The sequence below is a fragment of the Billgrantia pellis genome, assembly GCF_008297955.1.
In the GTDB taxonomy this organism is placed as follows: domain Bacteria; phylum Pseudomonadota; class Gammaproteobacteria; order Pseudomonadales; family Halomonadaceae; genus Halomonas; species Halomonas pellis.
This window is the reverse complement of record NZ_VTPY01000005.1, coordinates 262,863-279,791: the sequence shown is the minus strand read 5'-3', so window position 1 is coordinate 279,791 and position 16,929 is coordinate 262,863. Positions and strand designations below refer to the sequence as shown.

The following is a 16,929-nucleotide window of genomic DNA, read 5'->3' as shown; positions in this document are numbered from 1 at the left end:
TTCGAAATAACTCAGCAATCGCCGATGCGTTCCCCCTCGATGGCAGTCTCGAGACGCATCTTACCCATCGGTGACTCGGTATCGATATTCACGTTGCCTGCGACGCGCTCCCCCAGGAAATCCATACGACCATCGATATTGGCTTCGCCGCCCTCGGCATGACAGACCATCTGGTAATCGACCCCATCCGCCGAAACGTTGTGCTCGAGCAGTTCGCACCCCTCTTCCACCTCGAGAAATTGGAAATCGGCGTCGTCCAGATCGCCTTGGACAATACACTCCTGATGGCTCTCGGACTGGTCGGGAATCGGCACATCGCCCTTAACGGACGTGGTACTGGAAAACTGCCATTGCCCCGGCACGATGTTGGGCGACTCGGCCAAGGCCGTGAGCGGCAGAATCAGCACGGCGGCGGCAAGCAAGGGACGAAAAGACATGAAAGGCTCCGTTGTGTCGGTAAGCAATGGCGAGGGCAACCCTCATCGTGCACGCATTCGATGCGGCTCCCAGCTTACCCCACCCAAGTGGGGAAAAGGAGACGATCGGCGTCTGATATCCTTCCTACTCAGGTGGTCATGGGGCATAGATGGCTGGCGAGCAGGAGTTCGTCCATCGGCACCGGACGGCCGAACAAGTAGCCCTGGAAAGCTCCGCAGCCATGCTCCCGTAACCATTGATGCTGCGCCTCCGTTTCCACCCCTTCCGCCGTGACACCTAGCTTGAGGCTGGCTGCCAGGGTGATCGTGGTCGACACGATGGCGGCATCCACCGGATCCTCAAGCACCCCCTTGATGAATGACTTGTCGATCTTCAGCCCATGCAACGGCAACCGCTTGAGGTAATTCAGCGAGGAGTATCCGGTACCGAAGTCGTCCAGAGCGAAGCGAATGCCCAGCCTGCTCAGGCGCAGCATGATATTGCGTACCCGCTCCGGGTCCTCCATCAGCAAACTCTCGGTGACTTCGAGCACAAGACGGCTGGGGTCGGCCCCCGTCGATTCGAGCGTATGCTGAACCCTGGCGATGAAATCCGGCTGATGGAACTGCACCGAGCTGACATTGACGGCAATGGTCAGCCTCTGCCGGTGATCGTCGCCGGCCCATGTCGCCAATTGCTGGCATGCCCGCTCCAGGACCCAGTAGCCGATCGGCAGGATCAGACGGTTCTTCTCCGCCAGCGGTATGAACTGGCTAGGCGGAACCAGGCCACGCTGGGGGTGCTCCCAGCGAATCAGCGCCTCGACCCCGGTCACCCGCGACAGCTCGTCGACCTGAACCTGGTAATGCAGACGCAACTCGTCGCGGGCGATGGCCTGATGCAAATCGGCCTCGAGGTGGACTCGCGCCATTACGTCGGCCTGCATGTCGGGATTGAAGAAGCGCATCGTATTGCCGCCCGAGGTTTTGGCCTGCTGTAGCGCGATATCGGCCTGGCGCATGGCGCTGTCGACATTGGCATGCCCGTTGGCAAAAAGGGTGATGCCAATGCTGGCGGTAACCGGCAGCGGCAGCATGTGCTCCTCGGTTTGGGCATTGGCGATCTGGCCCAGCAGCTTCTCGGCCACGCGCTCGGCGGCGTGAGCGGCCTGCTCGATGTCCAGCCCCAAATCATGAATCAACAGTACGAACTCATCGGCTCCCAGACGGGCCAGGGTGTCGCTTTCGCGCACCGTTTCCTCCAGGCAATGGGCCACCCGCCTAAGCAGCGAGTCGCCGCGCTGCAGCCCCTGGGTCTCGTTGATGACCTTGAAGTCATCCAGGTCGATGAACAGCAGCGCCGCATAGCGCTCGCTGCGGCGGGTCCCCCGCACGACCATCTCGAGCCGATCGAGCAACAGGCGTCGGTTGGGCAGTCCCGTCAAAGGGTCATAGAACGTAAGCCGGTACTTGCTCTCCTGGATATCGCGATATTCGCCGATGTCGGTCGTAATGCCGCAAAGCGCCTGGATGTCTCCGTTGGCAGCGCGCAGCGGCAACTTGACCGAAAGGAAGGGGCCCAGGCGATCGTCGGATCCCATGAAGCGACCTTCCTCGGCCACGACCTTCTCGCCCTGCTCGAGTACGCGGCGGTCGTTGGCGCGCAGGTCAGCTGCGATACATGCATCGAAGAGTTCGGCATCGGTGTTGCCGAGAATGGCCTCGGCAGGCCGACCCATCACTTCGGTGACTCGTCGATTGACATACCGATAACGATAGTCAGCCGATTTGACATAAACACAAGCATCCACATTGTCGAGAATGGTCGCCAGTTCATTCTTGGCAGCCCGCTGATATGCCGCCTCACGCTGCAGCCGGCGCCGATGATAGAGCGACCATGTCATGACAAGCGCCAGTGCAATCGCGAGCGCCGCGCTCCAGACAAAGACGGGTATCGGCGGGATGTTGCTCGTGGAGGCGGACGTGATCGTTGGCAGACCAGCCAGTGTCACTGCGAACGCAAACCGACAAGCCCTCCAGAGCCAGTCAGATATGGACATCCCGTCACCTGTTCGAATGATACGTCATTTTATAGCAGATAATTTTAATTAACCGTCCGGACTGACGTTGAACTTCCTAGCGCGCCCATGCGACCAATCCTACCTGCTCCGTCGGCTACCACTCATGCCATCCCATGGCACCCGACGTTCCATCATCTCTCTTGCCATGGCGAAGCGAAAGCAAAAAATCGGGTCAAGGTTGACGGCTTTTCTTGCTTTACGGAGAGTGGCTGATACCTGTTCCTCGAGCGAACGTTACCCCCCTGATGCAGGCCAGGCGGTAAGCTGGCGCCGAGAGGTGGCTCAAAAAGAAAGCCCGGCCTTGCGGCCGGGCGAAATCTTCGCTTCCCTATGTGACATTCACCTCGAGCGTCCTATGCTCGAGCATCCCTGGAGCTGAGTCGTCCTAACTCGATCGTCCCTGATGAGCCTCCATGCTCGTAAGACCACTTTGGCAGCTTTACGCTGAAGCGCCTTAACCTGGGATAAGCGGCTTTGTAAGAAATCACCGACAAAAATTGTCAGCGTTTAACGACACTCTTTCCGTGGTCAGTAGCGATCAGTCTTGAGGTAGATTTTCCGCAAGATACAGCTCCATGGGCACTTGGGGTCCCTCTCTGCCCAAGGCGGCATTGACGGCAGCCTCGAAAAGCCGATCGGGGCTTTGCGTAATCACCGCGTCCATGGTGCCGTCGGCAAGCATTGCACGGGTGTCCGGCGTGAGCCCATGGCCGATGAAAGTGATCTCGTGGGCACGCCCGCTTTCGCGCAGCGCCTTCCCGATGCCGTCGGATGCCCCGCCTACGTTGTATATGCCAATGATGTCTGAATGCTTGTCAAGCAGCCGCCGGGTATGGGTATAGTTTTGTTCCCGGTCGTCGTGACCCTCGCGAGTGGCGGTGACGGTAATGTGATTAAAGCGCTCCTCGATCAAGCCAAGGAACCCCACTTCACGCTCCAGATGGGCCCGATAGATACGACTGGCGGCGATGAGGGCCACACGCCCCGAGGCGTGACCGGCGAAACGGCCGAGCAGAAGCGCCGCCGTGCGCCCAGCGGCGAAGTTATCGATACCGACGTAAGCATGACGCTGCGAAGTGGAAATATCCGAGATGAAGGTAATCACCTTCTTGCCTGAAGCCGCCAGCTCATCCGTGGCCATCCTCACCATGGGGTGGTCGATGGCCATGAAGATCACACCATCGGCAGACTTGCCGAAACGACGAATAGAGCGTGAGAGTTCGTTAGGATCGAATCCATCAATGAAGAAACTCTTCACCCGAGCATCTCGATAATTGCGTTCGACGAAGGCACGGGCTTTCTCGTTGACGAGTGCCAGATAGGGGTTCGTGCCACGCGGCAGCAGAAACGCCAGGTTGATCGGCTCCGGCCCCCGCAGCGCCTCCACTTCGCTGGTATTGAGATAGCCAAGCGCCAGCGCCGCATCGAGTACCCGGCGCGTAGTGTTTTCACGCACCCCGGCGCGCCGGTTCAGCACGCGATCGACCGTCGCCGTCGATGCTCCGGCCTCCCGCGCCACGTCGGCTATCGTAGGGAGCTGCCGACGGCAACTAGCCACCATCAAAAACCATCATAAATTAATCCTGTACCTGAAAGTCCGGCAACTCTAACCTCTTAAACATGCGGTTTTGAAGCTTTCCTGTAAAGTCTTTCATCAAAACCCATCATTGGAGAGGAGAAAACAACGATGAATACTCTCGGTAAGCGCGCCACGCTACGCCATGCGTTTTCAGGCTTCGCTCTCGCTGTCAGTCTCGCCAGCGGGGTACAGGCACAGGATATTACGCTGCGCTATGGCCATATGAACGCCCCCAATTCGATCGCCGGCATGCAAGCCGAGTGGCTGGCCGATGCCATTCAGGAGAAGACCGAAGGTGCCATCGCGGTGCAGGTCTTTCCCTCTTCTCAGCTTGGCAAGCTGCAGGAACTCGCCGAAGGCGTTTCGACCGGCACGATTGCTCTATCGCACAATACGGCAGGCGCCATCGGTTCGCTGCATCCCCCTTTCGCGGCCTTCGATACGCCTTATCTGTACCGTGACGTGGATCACCTCATGAACGTGGTGGACACCTCGTCACCGGTCATGAATTGGCTCAATGACGAGCTGGTGGAAGCCGCCGGAGTGCGTGTGCTCTACGGCTTCTATTTCGGCTCGCGCAATCTCACCGCCGACCGCCCGGTGACACACCCCGACGACCTGGATGGCGTCAAGATCCGTTCGATTCCGTTCCCCATCTACATGGCTGCGGTTGAGGGCCTGGGGGCGGTGCCGGTGCCCGTCGACTGGTCGGAAGTTCCCACGGCCCTCGCGACGGGAGTGGTGTCCGGGCAGGAAAACCCGGTCAACGTGGCGGTATCGCACAAATTGTATGAAGTGCAGAGCCACATGATGGAGACCGGCCATATCGTTGCCGCCGAAATGGTGCTGATCAACGAGGAAGTCTGGCAGGGCCTCTCGAGCGAGCACAGGGAAGCCCTACAGGCGGCCGCCAACGAGGTCCGTGAGCGGGCTACCCGGTACGTACTCGACTCCGAACAGGAAGATACCGAGGCGCTGCGCGCGCATGGCATGACCGTAATCGGTCCAGATGATGGTCTCGATATCGAGGCATTCCGCGCTTCGGTCGAGGCCCGGGTGATGGAAGAGTTCGCCGGCCAATACGGTGAATTCTATTCGCAAGTAGAAACGGTGAAGTAGGCGCAGTGGCCAAGGAGACAATCAATCATGGTCCCGATAGGATGGCTCGCTTCCCTGCGTGACGCGCTGAGCATGGTCGCACGAGGTGGGCTTTGGCTCTCGATCCTGCTGTTGCTAGGCATCGCCGTTCTCGTGGCGGGCCAGGTCATGATGCGCAACGCCTTCTCTCTTGGCTTGCATTGGGCGGATGAGCTGGCGCGATGGTTTGGCATCGCGCTGGTTTACCTGACCATTCCGCATCTGCTCGATCGAGGCGCACACATCACGGTTGAGTTACTGCCTAACCGGCTCAAGGGGCGCTGGCGCATGGCAGTACTGGCGATCTCCGAGCTCGCCGTGGCCAGCTTTGCCGGGCTTTGCCTGGTTGCCTTCCACGCTTTTCTCGAACGAGCCGCACGATTTCGTACACCGGCGCTGGATTTACCCAATCTGTTCTTTTACATGCCGGCTGTCGTGGGTATTGCGTTGCTCGGCTTCATCGCCATGGTACGCGTCTTGACCCTGCTGGGGAGGCGAGAACCGTCATGACCCTGACCCTCCTACTGCTTTTCGTTGTCGGACTCGTTCTCGGTATTCCCGTCGCCGTGTGTCTTGGACTGTCATCGGCGATCACCATTCTCGTTCACGATCTGCCGTTCACGGTATTGGCACAGCGCAGCGTGAATGCCCTCGACTCCACGCCGCTGTTGGCAGTCCCTCTCTTCATCTTCTCGGCAGCTCTGCTGAGTGCCACCGGCGTGACAGCGCATCTGTTCGAGCTGACACGCATGTTCGTGGGCCGCCTCAGAGGCGGTGTCGCCCAAGTCAACGTGCTGGTCAGCTTGATTTTCTCCGGCATGTCGGGGGCTGCGCTGGCCGACATCGGCGCGCTTGGAGGCATCCAGATCAAGATGATGGAAGAACAGGGCTATTCCCGTCGCTTCGCTTCCGGCATCACCGTTGCCGCGGCGACCATCGGGCCGATCTTTCCCCCCTCGATCCCACTCATCATCTTCGCCAGCGCCGCCGAAGTCTCGGCCGTGCGCGCGCTACTGGCAGGCGTGATACCTGCTCTGGTCGTGACCGTCGCGCTCATGGCGCAAATCGCCGTCATGGCGCGCTTGGGCAATCTGCCACGCGACACGTATCACCCCACCCTGCCGGAGGTACGCCGCAAAATCACCGTTTCCCTCCCAGCCCTCCTAGCACCGGTGCTGATGATCGCGGGGCTGCTCAGTGGTCTGTTCGGTCCAACCGAAGTGGCGGGTGTGATCGTGGTCTACTCGATCGTCATCGGTATCGTCATCTACAGGCGTCTCACGGTTCAGGGGCTGTGGCACGCTGCCCGTGAGAGCGTGGAAGCCAGTGCAAACATACTTTTTATCGTGGCCGCGGCCGCCCTCTTCGCCTGGGTGTTGACTATCGGCGGCGTACCGGCCATGGCGGGCCAGTGGTTGCTGAGCGTCTCCACCGACCCGTTGATGCTGCTGCTGATCCTCAACGTGCTGCTGCTGGTGGCCGGCATGTTCCTCGAGTCCATTGCCGCCATCCTGATCATTGCCCCCATCGTGGCACCGACCTTACTGATGGCAGGCGTTCCGCCTGAACAGTTGGGGGTGATCTTCGTGCTCAACCTGATGATCGGCCTCCTGACGCCTCCCATCGGCATGAGCCTCTACATGGTGTCGATCATTACGCGGATGACGTTCGGCGAGGTCGTCCGCGGCGTCCTGCCTTTTTATGTCCCCCTTTTCGTGGCGCTGGCGGTAGTGACCCTGTTTCCGGGCCTCTCCACCTGGTTGCCGAACCTAGTCATGCAATGAGGTATCCATGAGCAGATTCCTGGGAGAAATCCGACAGCTGGGCTATGTCGTGCCCGATATCGAGGCCGCCATGGCCCATTGGACGCAAGTGATGGGCGTCGGCCCCTTCTTCTATAACCCGCGCGTACCGATCGAGGGTTACCGCTACGGGGGCGAACCTTTCGAAGTCGAGAACTCCGTCGCGCTGGCCAACTCCGGCTTCATTCAGGTCGAGCTGATTCAGACGCGCAACGACGCGCCGTCAATGTATCGCGACTTCATGCAGGCGGGGAACATGGGGCTCCAGCATGTGGCTTACTGGACGAAGGATTTCGATACCGATCTTGCCCGCATGCGCGAGCTGGGCTTCAGGATCCAAATGGAGGGTATGGTCGGGGCCAATGGTCGCTTCGTCTATTTCGATCGCGAGGCACACCCGGGAACGGTCATCGAACTCTCCGAGGTCAAGGGTCCGAAAGGCCGCATGTTTGACATGATTCACGAAGCCAGTATCGGTTGGGACGGGAGCGATCCGGTGCGCCCCTTTCCTTCGCTGGCGGAGAAGTCGTCGTGATTATCGCCCGCTACCTGCTGGAAACCCCGCTGGACCCGGAGAAGGTCGCCGCGATGATGGCCGGCGAGCAGAGCGCTGGAACTTTCGTGCGCGTTCCCGGCGAAACGGACGAGTTGCGAAAGCGGCATGGCGCACGCGTACAGCGCCTCACGATCGTCGGGGAGCGAGACCGGCCAACGCTGGCCAGCGCCTATCTGGAGCGCCAGGGAGCCTCCGGCCCATGGCGACAGGCAGAGGTCGAGATCGCTTACCCGGAAGACAATGTCGGAGTGAACCTGCCTACGTTGGCTGCCGTAGTCGCCGGCAATCTCTTCGATCTGGGCGAGGTCACGGCCCTCAAGCTGGTGGACGTCACACTGCGTCCCGAATATCGCGCCCGCTATCCTCTGCCGGCCATGGGAATTGATGGAACGCGGCGCAGCCTCGGGGTACCCGACCGGCCGCTCTTTGGCACGATCATCAAACCCAATATCGGGATGAAACCGGACGAGATCGCCCACTTGGTCCAAATGCTCTGCGAGGCCGGCGTAGACTTCATCAAGGACGACGAAATCGTCGGCAATCCGGTCTGCGCACCGGTATGCGAGCGGGTCGATGCCGTGATGAAGGTGGTTCGCCAGCATCGTGAGCGAACCGGCAAGGAGGTGATGGTCGCCTTCAACATCACCGATGAACTGGACGCGATGCGTCGTCACGCCGACCATGTGCTCGCGCAGGGTGGCAGTTGCGTCATGGCCTCGCTCAACTGGTGCGGTTTGTCGGCGATCCAGGCGCTACGACAGCACACGCCACTTTGCCTCCATGGGCATCGCAACGGATCAGGCGCCTTCGGCAGGCATCCCGCACATGGTATCGCCTTCCCGGCATGGCAGACCCTCTATCGCCTATCCGGTGCCGACCACCTGCATGTTCATGGCATGGACGGGAAGTTCGCCGATGCCATCGACGAGGTCGCTCACGCCGCGCGCCGCTGCCTGACGTCGCTCGGCGCCGAAGATGATCGGGTGCTGCCCGTGTTCTCCTCGGGACAGTGGGCCGGCACCCTGGGGCAGACTCACTCACGCATCGGAGGAAGCACCGATTTCCTGTTCCTTGCCGGTGGCGGTATTCTCGCGCATCCCGATGGCCCTCGGGCTGGCGTGGAGAGCCTGCGGGCTGCATGGGAAGCCGTGTCGGTGGGCGACGATATAGCCCGGCATGCGGTTCGCTCACCGGCCCTCGCCCGGGCTCTCGATACCTTCGGGGGACGCTGAACGTGACCGCATCCGCCAACTACATCTTTATCGCCGACGATTTCACCGGCGCGACGGACACGTTGGCCACGTTGGCTCGCGCGGGGCTTGCCGTGCGCCTCTTCCTGGATGTGCCCCACCCGGATGAAGTCGAAGGCCTCGATGCCTTCGGCATCGCCAGCGAGGCACGGGCCCTGGGAAACGCGGAAAACGCCGCGCTGATGGAGGAGATTGCCCGTAAGCTAGCGCCCCATCGGCCCGGGATCGTGCATCTCAAGATCTGCTCCACTTTCGACAGTTCGCCGGAAACGGGCAACTTCGTCCGCGCCATGGAGATCCTGGGTCGTGCGCTGGGAATGCGATCCGGGGCCATTCTGGGGGGGCAGCCCAGTCTCGGCCGTTACTGCCTTTTCGGTCATCTTTTTGCTCGCGCAGCAGATGGAACGGTCTATCGTATCGATCGGCATCCGATCATGAAGGCCCATCCGGTAACGCCCATGAACGAGAGCGATCTCGCCCGGCACGTCGCGGCATTGGGGGGGAAACCCCCACGCCTTGTGGATCGCGTGGCCCTGCATCACCAGGATGACATGCGCCTGGCCGAGGATGGCGTCACGCTCTTCGATGCCATCGACGATCGGGACATTGCTCGTGTCGGTGCCTACCTGCAGGCCAATGCCCCGATTCTCTGCGCGGGCGCCAGCAGCGTCGCCGAGGCCGTGGTCGGCGATGGGCCACGCCACTCCCCAGAACAAGTCGAGGCCGATGGGCCAGTACTGGCTTTTGTCGGTAGCCGTTCATCCGTCAGCGCCGATCAGGTCCGGCGAGCAAGCGCGTACCGGGTCATCGCCCTGGCCCCGTCAAGCCTCATGGCTTCCTGCCATGTCGAGGAAATCGCAGCGGCCCCCTGCGCGGCACTGCGACGCGGGGAAAACGTAATGATATGCCTCGATGCCAGCGCCTCGTCCGGTACACCCCGCGAGCTGGCGCAACGCTCGGCCGCCTTGATACATACCGTCGTCCGGGCTGCGCGGGTCGGCGCCCTGGCCATTGCCGGCGGAGACACCTCCAGCGCCATCATTCGCGCACTTCGTCCATGCTCCATCGCCCACTGCGGCGATATCGATCCCGGGGTATCGCTCTGCATGGCGAATTTCGGCAGCGATCGGCCATTGCCGATCGTATTGAAAGGCGGCCAGGTCGGGCGACCGGACCTGTTCGATCATTTGGCCAACGAGGCCTTTCGCTAGTCTTGCTGGCAGTCTGGCAGCCGCTCCAGGCGCAGGGAGAGCCACTCCCAGAGAGAGGGCGTATCCTCACCGATGAAGACCAGTTGGCTCTCTCCCTTCGGCCAGTTCCCGAGTTCCCAACTGGTCAGCCGTCCGGCCGCACGCTGCAACGCGAGCACGCGCCCGTCGTCAAGACGGACGACCCCCTTGAAGCGCAGGATTGGCTTAGGCATGTCATGGAGTAGCGTACTTAGCTCGGTCATGTCCACAGCGCCCTCGTGCTTCCAGCTGAGCGTCTTGAGCCCCAGGGTTTCAATGCTCGTCGCCGGGGAGAGACGGGAACGCACGCGGCGACACTTAGGCGCCTCGCTCGATACCGGCCAGAAGACGAAATCCGCCGGCAGCGCTGCCTGGGTAGTTCTCACGTGACGGGAGCCAGGTAGCAGGACGGCCTGCTCGAGCCGGGCGATGTCCTGCTCGTCCACCAGGTCGACCTTGTTGATCACGACCAGGTCGGCGTTATCGACTTGTGACGCTACCAAGTGACGCAGGGCCGGACTCAGGCCGGCGTGATCGAGCGCGGCATCGACCAGGGTGATGACGTTGTCCAGCCGGGCCCTGGCCCGAAGGCGCGGATAGTGAAGCACGTTCACCACCCGCTCCGGATCCGACACGCCACTGCATTCGATCAATAAATGATCGAGCTGCTCTCCCCGACGCCTGATCATCGATTCGATGGAGGAAGAAAGCTCTCCCTGCAGACTGCAGCATACGCAGCCATTGCTCAGGGTGATCAGGTCGTCGCGACGCTCGTCGACCAGCGCCTCGTCGATGTTGAGCGCCCCGAAATCGTTGACCATGACCCCGAGCCGACGGCCGTCGGCGTGCTGCAGCAAGTGATTCACCAGGGTCGTCTTGCCGGCCCCCAGGAAGCCGGCGACCACGGTGACGCCGAGCTCGGCCGTCATGTCCTGCGCGCGCTGTTCAACCACGACGCAGGACGCCAGGCAGCACGCACAGCATCTCGTACAGCAACGTGGCGCCCATTAGCGCGGTGTTACCGCTGGGATCATAAGGCGGGGAGACTTCGACCAGGTCCCCACCGACGATATTGAGCCCCATCGCGCCGCGCACGATCTCGAGGCCCTGGGTAGAGGTCAAACCTCCCATCTCCACGGTTCCCGTGCCGGGCGCCACGGACGGATCGAGGCCGTCGATATCGAAGGAGATGTAGACAGGGGTATCGCCCATCTGCGCACGCACCTCCGCCATCATCGGCGCCAGCGAGCGGTACCAGCACTCTTCGGCCGGCACGACGCGAAAGCCCTGCTGACGGCACCAGTCGAAATCCTCGGCCGCATAGCCGGTGCCGCGCAGACCGATCTGCACTACCTTGCCGTGGGCCAGCAGGCCTTCCTCCTGGGCACGCCGGAATGGCGTACCGTGCGCCAGCGGCTCGCCGAACATATGCTCGTTCACGTCGGCATGGGCATCGATATGAATCAGGCCCACTGGCCCGTGCTTTTTTGCCATCGCGCGCAGAATCGGCAAGGTAATGAGGTGATCGCCCCCCAGGGTCAACGGAACGCAAGCGTGCTTGAGCACCTCGTCGTAGTACCGCTCGATGATTTCGACCGTCTTTGGGAGGTGAAAGGTGTTAATCGGGACATCACCGATGTCACCTACTTGGAGGCTATCGAACGGCGCGGCGCGCGTGGCCATGTTGTAGGGCCGCAGCATGCGCGATTCATCGCGAATCTGCCGCGGCCCCAGCCGGGTGCCCGGGCGGTTGGACGTGGCGATATCCATCGGCACCCCAATGAACGCGACATCGAGCCCCGCAGCATCGTCATGGGCAGGCAGGCGCATCATGGTTCCGGGCCCGCCGAATCGAGGCATCTCGTTGCCGCCCAGCGGCTGATTGAAAGTCGCCATGTTATTCGCCCTCCTGGCTCGCCTTGAGTTCGATCTCGACGAAGGCAAAATGGCCATCGCCCGCGTTGATGACGTTGTGCTCGACCCCGGCCAGCCGGCGGTAGGACATACCGGCCTTGACGTCGATCTCGTGGTTGCCTTCCGGGGTATGCAGGCGCATCACGCCATCCACGAGCGGCACGACGACGTAGTCATGGAGGTGACGATGCCAGCCGGTCTCCGCGCCGGATAAGAAATCCCAGCGAGTCACGATGACTTTGTCATCCTCGAGTTGCCGTGTCGGTTCGGCCGGTAACGGTTGGCGGGTCATGGCATCTCCTAATCGAAAATGAGCTCGGGCAGCCACAAGGCAATCTGTGGAAACATCACCAGCAGCACGATGCCGAGTACCTGCATGGCCAGGAACGGAATTACCGAGCGATAGAGATCGCCGGTCGTCACCTCTGGAGGCGCCACCGAACGCATGTAGAACAAGTTGTAGCCGAAGGGCGGCGTCAGATAAGCGCTCTGCATCGCCAACACGAACAGCGTGGCGAACCAGATCGGATCGAAACCCAACGCCTTGATGATTGGCACGTAGAGCGGCACGGTGATGAACAGGATGGCCGAATCGTCCAGGAACATGCCCAATACCAGATAGCTGAGCAGGATCACGCTCAGGACGAGGTAAGGACTCAGGTCAGCGGCCATGATCTGGCCCACGATCGCCTGGCCGGCCCCCAAGGCGATATAAATCTTCGAGAAGATTACCGCGCCGATCATGATCCACATCAGCATGCCCATGATGCGTGCCGTACTGAACAGCGCACTGTTGAGCATGGCGACGTTGAGCTTGCCGTGAGCCAAGGCGCAGAGCATGGCGCCAAAGGCGCCCAGCGCCGAGGCTTCGGTGGGCGACGCCACACCGATCGCCATGGTTCCGAGCACTACGGCGATCAGGGCGCCGGGCAGAATCATGGCCTTCAGTGCGACGATTTTCTCCCACGTGCCGATCCGCTCGGAGGCCTCGATGGGCGGTCCCAGCGTCGGGTTGCGGTAACAGCGAATCCCGATGTAGAGCATGTAGATGGCAGCCAGCATCAAACCGGGCATGACGCCCGCTGCGAACAGCTTGCCCACCGATTCACGGGTCAGGAAGGCGTAGAGAATCATGACCAGGGAAGGCGGTATGAGAAACCCCAGCGCACCGCCCGCCATGATGGCACCCGCCGAGAGTTGCTTGCTGTAGCCGCGCTTGAGCATGGCGGGCAGCGCGATCAGCCCCAGGCTGACGGTGGCGGCACCGGTAATACCCACCATGGCGGCAATCAGGGCACAGATCACGACGGTCCCCATACCCAAGCCGCCGCGTACCCCGCCCATGATCTTGTAGATCATTTCGAACAGATCATCCGCTATGCCGGATCGCTCCAGAATCATTCCCATCAGGATGAACAACGGCAGCGCGACCAAAATGAACTCGTTCATCAGGCCAAAGACCGACGGCAGCATGATGCCGAGGCTGTCCGGCCCCCAGATCCAGTAGCCGAAGCCGACGCCCACTCCCATCAGGGTCCAGGCCAGCGGCACCCCGAAGAACATCAGGGTCAGCATGGCGCCAAACATCAGTAGCGTCAGCAGTATCGGATCAATACTTACCATGGGAATCTCCCCGGCTGTCGGTGTCCTGACCGCTCGTGGGATCGGTCTCCAGGGGATGGCCCAGCAGGGTGCAGAGATGGCGCAGGGTGTTGGCCAGCATTTGCAGCATGATCAACAGCACGGCTAGCGGTATCATCACTTTCACCGGCCAGATGACGGGTGCCCAGGTACTGCGGAAGGAGCGTTCCTGCATGGCCACCGATTGCATGGCAAAGTCGTAGGCACTGTGGAGCAGAAGCGTCAGCAGGATCAGCGTGAGTACGCCGATGATGAAGGAAACCAGCGCTTTTCCCTTCGTCGAGAGGCGCTGGTAAAAGATGTCGATTCGCACATGGCCCTGCCATTTCTCGGTATAGGCGCCGGCCAGGATGGCGTAGACACCATACGTCAGGGTCGAGGCCTCATGCGCCCAGTTGGTGGGCGAGCGCAGCAGTTGCCGCGCCGCCACCTCATATACCAGTACGCAGACCAGAACGAAGCCAAGCCAGGCGACGAACCGCCCGAGCCATTCGCTCAGGCGGTCCTGCCAACGGATCCAGGCGTGAAGCAGATGCATCGCTTGGCTCCCGGTCACTCGAGGCGACCCTTGTCACGAGCCATGTCGCGAATCATCTCGATGGCTTCGGCGGCACGCGGCGACTTTTCGGCCTCGGCATTCCAGACGTCCTGAGCCGCCTCGGTCATCGCCAGCACATCGCTCTCCGGCAGAGTGGTAATCTCGAACAGGTGAGCCGCCTCCTCGTTCCACTCCACGAATTTCTGATGACGGTAGTCGGCCCACTCGGCGGTGACCTCCATGAAGGTCTCCTGCAGATCCTCCGGCATGCGATTCCAGACATTTTGGTTGATCAGCACGTTATCGACGAAGCCTGGATACAGCATGTTCATTTCGGTGTAGCTGGTGGCCACCTCGTTGAGCTTGAGTACCGAATAGTCATAGGGGCCGCCATAGATCAGACCGTCGATGGCATTGGTGCTCAGGGCAATGTAGAACTCCTGCGGCGGTATGTAGACCGTGGGAATGTCGAAGTGGTTGAGCACCGCCGAGACGGATGGGGTTGCACGGATCTTGAGCTCACTCATGTCGGCCAGGGACTCGACCGGCTCCTTGGTGAGCAGGTCGAACTTGCCCCCGAAAACCGGCACGGTGTAGTGAACCCCCTGCTCGGCGTAGTTCTCGGCCAGCAACTCCCCGAGGCCGCGCTCATTCCAAAGTTCCTGGGCTTCCTCGAGGCTGGTCCAGGCCATGGGTATGCCGGATTCGAGCACGGCAGTATCCATCTGCCCACCCCAGTAGCCGCCGTAGCCGTAGATGGCCTGCAGGGTGCCGCTACGCAAGGCGGCAAACATTTGGTCATTGGGTACCAATTCGCCGCCGCGGAAGATATTCAGCTTGATACGACCATCGCTGGCTTCATGCAGCATGTCCTGAAGACGCTGGAAGATCGCGTCTTCCTCGGTACCGGTGTACCGCTGCATGCGGATCTCGATGACCTCACCGTCCTGAGCCAGCACGGTTACCGGAAAGGCCACGGCGCTACCGGTCAGCGCCAGGCATGCCAAGCCGGCCTTGACGGAAGTGGCGATGGATCGGAGGGTGAATTTGTTGTTATGCATGGTGTGTTCTCCTGCTATATGGGAAGCGTCAAGCCTACCGGGGTGCCTGGGAGCACTCGTTGGGTGCCGGAATCACCCAGTCGTTTTCACCACGTGGCGTGGTGATGTATTCGGGCCAGCGGAAGTGAATCGGCGGCGCGTAATCGCACAGGGGAGCCATCCACCGATCCCCACCGATGCCACCACCGGTGCGCTGCTCGAACTCCGCCTTCGCCGCGTTTAGTGCATCCGGCTCTTGGAACAGGTCGAGCAGCGTCAGCCCCACCGTTTTCGCCGCCGTTTCGATCATCGGGTCAATACACGGCGCCAAGCCACCCAGGGCGTTCATTACCCAATCGGGGTAGGCACCGCCATCGTCGCGAGGCGCCAGCGCCGGGCGCCCGACGTAGAGACGCACGGTTGGTGCATGCCAGCTGTACTCGGTGTAGTCGTCGGAGGTGAAGTGGGTCTGATTGGGCGGGAGTATCTGGCGTAATTCACGCTCTGCGTCCTGCGGCTTTCGCAGGGTCTCGATATCGGCCAGGAAGGGTTTCTCCATCGGCGTCATGCCCAGATTGGCCTGGATCCGGCGAGCCAGCTCAACGGCTTCGTCGCCCAACCGCGGCGCACCGACTCGCTCAAGGTTGGCGTAGGTCAGCTCTGCCAAGGCATGATTCGGCAGCCCGGGGCGCGACTTGGCGACCCAGTGGCGCTCGACCCGGCAGTGGGTCAGCTTGGCCACGGAATCGGCGATATGGTCGAGCCCCCGGACCACGTGTTCGGCCTGCTCCACCGACGAGACGCGAATGAAGTACTGGATCTGGGACATCTGCGCCGCCAGGTTGTCGGCGGTCGCCTGGCCCGCGTTCAGAATCGCCTCGTTCATCGACCAGTTCAGGCCGCTGGCCAATACATGCTCGCGCAGGGCCTTGGCGTTGAGGTACATCTGGGTAACGGCGTCGTTGGCGCCCGGGGCGCGAGCACTGGCATGGGAGGCCGCGATGGGCGAATGGCTCCCGCGGGTCATCCAGGTCTCGGGGCTGTCGCACAGGAAGGTATAGATCACCCCATAGGCGGCGCCGCAGTGCGTGTCCCAGCGCGTGGTGTTGCACAGGGGCAGCATATAGAAAGGATGAAAGCTGATTGCCGCATCGAGGTCATCGTAATAGCCACGGGCCGCATGGATCGGCTTCGAACCGCGCACTTTTTCGGCCGGCTCGCCGAAGAACTTCAGCGTACCGGTAATGCCCTGCTCCTTCATCAACGCCTGCATGGCCAGAAAGCCACCGAGGGATCCCATGCCCAGCGCGGAGTGAGGATCGGTATGACCGCCTGCCCAGGGGCTCAGGTTGTCACGAGGGCGTTTCATCACGTCGGCCGCTTGGCAATTGCCCGGCACCGCATCGTACTCGGCGTAGCCGCCAAGGGTAGGCCCCTCACCGTTGCTCCAGGTGGCGCAAAAAGCCGTGGGCATGCCGCCCGAGCCCTCTTCCACCTCGAAGCCATGTTCGCGCAGTAGGTCGACGTAGAAACGCGCCGAGCGGTATTCCCGCCAGGCGGTTTCAGCGTAGTGCCAGATAATCTGGTTCCATTCGGAAAGCTTGGGCATCAGCGCTTCGACGCGCCGGGTGAGAGCATCACGTTGAGTTTGCGTGGTCATTCGGCTCCTCTCGGGAGTGTTGTTGCTTTGAAAAACACTATAAAGCAAACTCAACTCATCAAAAGTCAAAAATAATCATCTAATTG

16 protein-coding genes are annotated in these 16,929 nt (G+C 61.3%); 6 read left to right on the top strand and 10 right to left on the bottom strand.

Annotated features, from left to right (window positions below):
* Nucleotides 1–11: 11 nt before the first annotated feature.
* From F0A17_RS14520 to F0A17_RS14510, 3 genes are all read right to left on the bottom strand, one after another.
* Nucleotides 12–437, bottom strand: a complete 426-nt coding sequence (locus tag F0A17_RS14520) for a DUF3617 domain-containing protein (protein WP_149329060.1) — start codon at nucleotides 435–437, stop codon at nucleotides 12–14.
* A gap of 128 nt (nucleotides 438–565) precedes the next feature.
* A complete protein-coding gene (locus F0A17_RS14515) occupies nucleotides 566–2,320 on the bottom strand; it encodes a putative bifunctional diguanylate cyclase/phosphodiesterase (protein ID WP_149329059.1) in 1,755 nt (584 codons plus the stop codon).
* A 715-nt stretch (nucleotides 2,321–3,035) separates the two neighbouring features.
* Entirely contained in the window at nucleotides 3,036–4,016 is a 981-nt protein-coding gene (locus F0A17_RS14510; protein WP_267285442.1) for a LacI family DNA-binding transcriptional regulator, read from the bottom strand.
* Between the two features lie 168 nt (nucleotides 4,017–4,184).
* Here F0A17_RS14510 and F0A17_RS14505 point away from each other — a divergent pair, with 168 nt between their 5' ends.
* From F0A17_RS14505 to F0A17_RS14480, 6 genes are read left to right on the top strand one after another with little or no spacing between them, the layout of a single operon-like run.
* A complete protein-coding gene (locus F0A17_RS14505; protein ID WP_149329057.1) occupies nucleotides 4,185–5,195 on the top strand; it encodes a TRAP transporter substrate-binding protein in 1,011 nt (336 codons plus the stop codon).
* A gap of 27 nt (nucleotides 5,196–5,222) precedes the next feature.
* On the top strand, nucleotides 5,223–5,723 hold the full coding sequence (locus F0A17_RS14500) for a TRAP transporter small permease (RefSeq protein ID WP_149329056.1): 501 nt from the start codon (nucleotides 5,223–5,225) through the stop codon (nucleotides 5,721–5,723).
* Nucleotides 5,720–6,997, top strand: a complete 1,278-nt coding sequence (locus F0A17_RS14495; protein WP_149329055.1) for a TRAP transporter large permease — start codon at nucleotides 5,720–5,722, stop codon at nucleotides 6,995–6,997. Before F0A17_RS14500 ends, F0A17_RS14495 begins: the two co-directional genes overlap by 4 nt.
* Nucleotides 6,998–7,004: 7 nt before the next feature.
* The gene (locus tag F0A17_RS14490; protein ID WP_149329054.1) at nucleotides 7,005–7,550 is read left to right on the top strand and encodes a VOC family protein; all 546 of its coding nucleotides are present in this window, start codon (nucleotides 7,005–7,007) and stop codon (nucleotides 7,548–7,550) included.
* Entirely contained in the window at nucleotides 7,547–8,803 is a 1,257-nt protein-coding gene (locus tag F0A17_RS14485; protein WP_149329053.1) for a RuBisCO large subunit C-terminal-like domain-containing protein, read from the top strand. Before F0A17_RS14490 ends, F0A17_RS14485 begins: the two co-directional genes overlap by 4 nt.
* A 2-nt stretch (nucleotides 8,804–8,805) precedes the next feature.
* The gene (locus F0A17_RS14480; RefSeq protein ID WP_187774703.1) at nucleotides 8,806–10,032 is read left to right on the top strand and encodes a four-carbon acid sugar kinase family protein; all 1,227 of its coding nucleotides are present in this window, start codon (nucleotides 8,806–8,808) and stop codon (nucleotides 10,030–10,032) included.
* Here F0A17_RS14480 and F0A17_RS14475 read toward each other — a convergent pair.
* The 7 genes from F0A17_RS14475 to F0A17_RS14445 are packed head-to-tail and all read right to left on the bottom strand — an operon-like array spanning nucleotide 10,029 to nucleotide 16,843.
* Nucleotides 10,029–11,003: a CobW family GTP-binding protein gene (locus tag F0A17_RS14475; RefSeq protein ID WP_149329051.1), complete on the bottom strand. Its 975-nt coding sequence runs from the start codon at nucleotides 11,001–11,003 to the stop codon at nucleotides 10,029–10,031. The two genes, F0A17_RS14480 and F0A17_RS14475, sit on opposite strands and share 4 nt — an antisense overlap.
* Nucleotides 10,996–11,946: an agmatinase gene (speB, locus tag F0A17_RS14470; RefSeq protein ID WP_149329050.1), complete on the bottom strand. Its 951-nt coding sequence runs from the start codon at nucleotides 11,944–11,946 to the stop codon at nucleotides 10,996–10,998. The genes F0A17_RS14475 and speB overlap by 8 nt, the downstream gene beginning before the upstream one ends.
* 1 nt (nucleotide 11,947) lies before the next feature.
* Nucleotides 11,948–12,256 carry a cupin domain-containing protein gene (locus tag F0A17_RS14465; protein ID WP_149329049.1) on the bottom strand — a complete coding sequence of 103 codons (309 nt, stop codon included), beginning with the start codon at nucleotides 12,254–12,256 and terminating at the stop codon, nucleotides 11,948–11,950.
* An 8-nt stretch (nucleotides 12,257–12,264) separates the two neighbouring features.
* Nucleotides 12,265–13,587, bottom strand: a complete 1,323-nt coding sequence (locus F0A17_RS14460; RefSeq protein WP_149329048.1) for a TRAP transporter large permease — start codon at nucleotides 13,585–13,587, stop codon at nucleotides 12,265–12,267.
* The gene (locus tag F0A17_RS14455) at nucleotides 13,574–14,143 is read right to left on the bottom strand and encodes a TRAP transporter small permease subunit (RefSeq protein WP_149329047.1); all 570 of its coding nucleotides are present in this window, start codon (nucleotides 14,141–14,143) and stop codon (nucleotides 13,574–13,576) included. The genes F0A17_RS14460 and F0A17_RS14455 overlap by 14 nt, the downstream gene beginning before the upstream one ends.
* Nucleotides 14,144–14,157: 14 nt before the next feature.
* Nucleotides 14,158–15,204 (bottom strand): TRAP transporter substrate-binding protein DctP, encoded by a 1,047-nt coding sequence (gene dctP / locus F0A17_RS14450; protein ID WP_149329046.1) that lies wholly within the window; start codon nucleotides 15,202–15,204, stop codon nucleotides 14,158–14,160.
* Nucleotides 15,205–15,238: 34 nt separating this feature from the next.
* Nucleotides 15,239–16,843 (bottom strand): zinc-binding metallopeptidase family protein, encoded by a 1,605-nt coding sequence (locus F0A17_RS14445; RefSeq protein WP_149329045.1) that lies wholly within the window; start codon nucleotides 16,841–16,843, stop codon nucleotides 15,239–15,241.
* Nucleotides 16,844–16,929: the final 86 nt, after the last annotated feature.

What these genes read in the sequence shown, in the direction of transcription:
- F0A17_RS14520 (WP_149329060.1), bottom strand. Translation starts at nt 437, where the DNA reads ATGTCTTTTCGTCCCTTGCTTGCCGCCGCCGTGCTGATTCTGCCGCTC.
- F0A17_RS14515 (WP_149329059.1), bottom strand. Translation starts at nt 2,320, where the DNA reads ATGACATGGTCGCTCTATCATCGGCGCCGGCTGCAGCGTGAGGCGGCA.
- F0A17_RS14505 (WP_149329057.1), top strand. Translation starts at nt 4,185, where the DNA reads ATGAATACTCTCGGTAAGCGCGCCACGCTACGCCATGCGTTTTCAGGC.
- F0A17_RS14500 (WP_149329056.1), top strand. Translation starts at nt 5,223, where the DNA reads ATGGTCCCGATAGGATGGCTCGCTTCCCTGCGTGACGCGCTGAGCATG.
- F0A17_RS14495 (WP_149329055.1), top strand. Translation starts at nt 5,720, where the DNA reads ATGACCCTGACCCTCCTACTGCTTTTCGTTGTCGGACTCGTTCTCGGT.
- F0A17_RS14490 (WP_149329054.1), top strand. Translation starts at nt 7,005, where the DNA reads ATGAGCAGATTCCTGGGAGAAATCCGACAGCTGGGCTATGTCGTGCCC.
- speB (WP_149329050.1), bottom strand. Translation starts at nt 11,946, where the DNA reads ATGGCGACTTTCAATCAGCCGCTGGGCGGCAACGAGATGCCTCGATTC.
- F0A17_RS14465 (WP_149329049.1), bottom strand. Translation starts at nt 12,256, where the DNA reads ATGACCCGCCAACCGTTACCGGCCGAACCGACACGGCAACTCGAGGAT.
- F0A17_RS14460 (WP_149329048.1), bottom strand. Translation starts at nt 13,587, where the DNA reads ATGGTAAGTATTGATCCGATACTGCTGACGCTACTGATGTTTGGCGCC.
- F0A17_RS14455 (WP_149329047.1), bottom strand. Translation starts at nt 14,143, where the DNA reads ATGCATCTGCTTCACGCCTGGATCCGTTGGCAGGACCGCCTGAGCGAA.
- dctP (WP_149329046.1), bottom strand. Translation starts at nt 15,204, where the DNA reads ATGCATAACAACAAATTCACCCTCCGATCCATCGCCACTTCCGTCAAG.
- F0A17_RS14445 (WP_149329045.1), bottom strand. Translation starts at nt 16,843, where the DNA reads ATGACCACGCAAACTCAACGTGATGCTCTCACCCGGCGCGTCGAAGCG.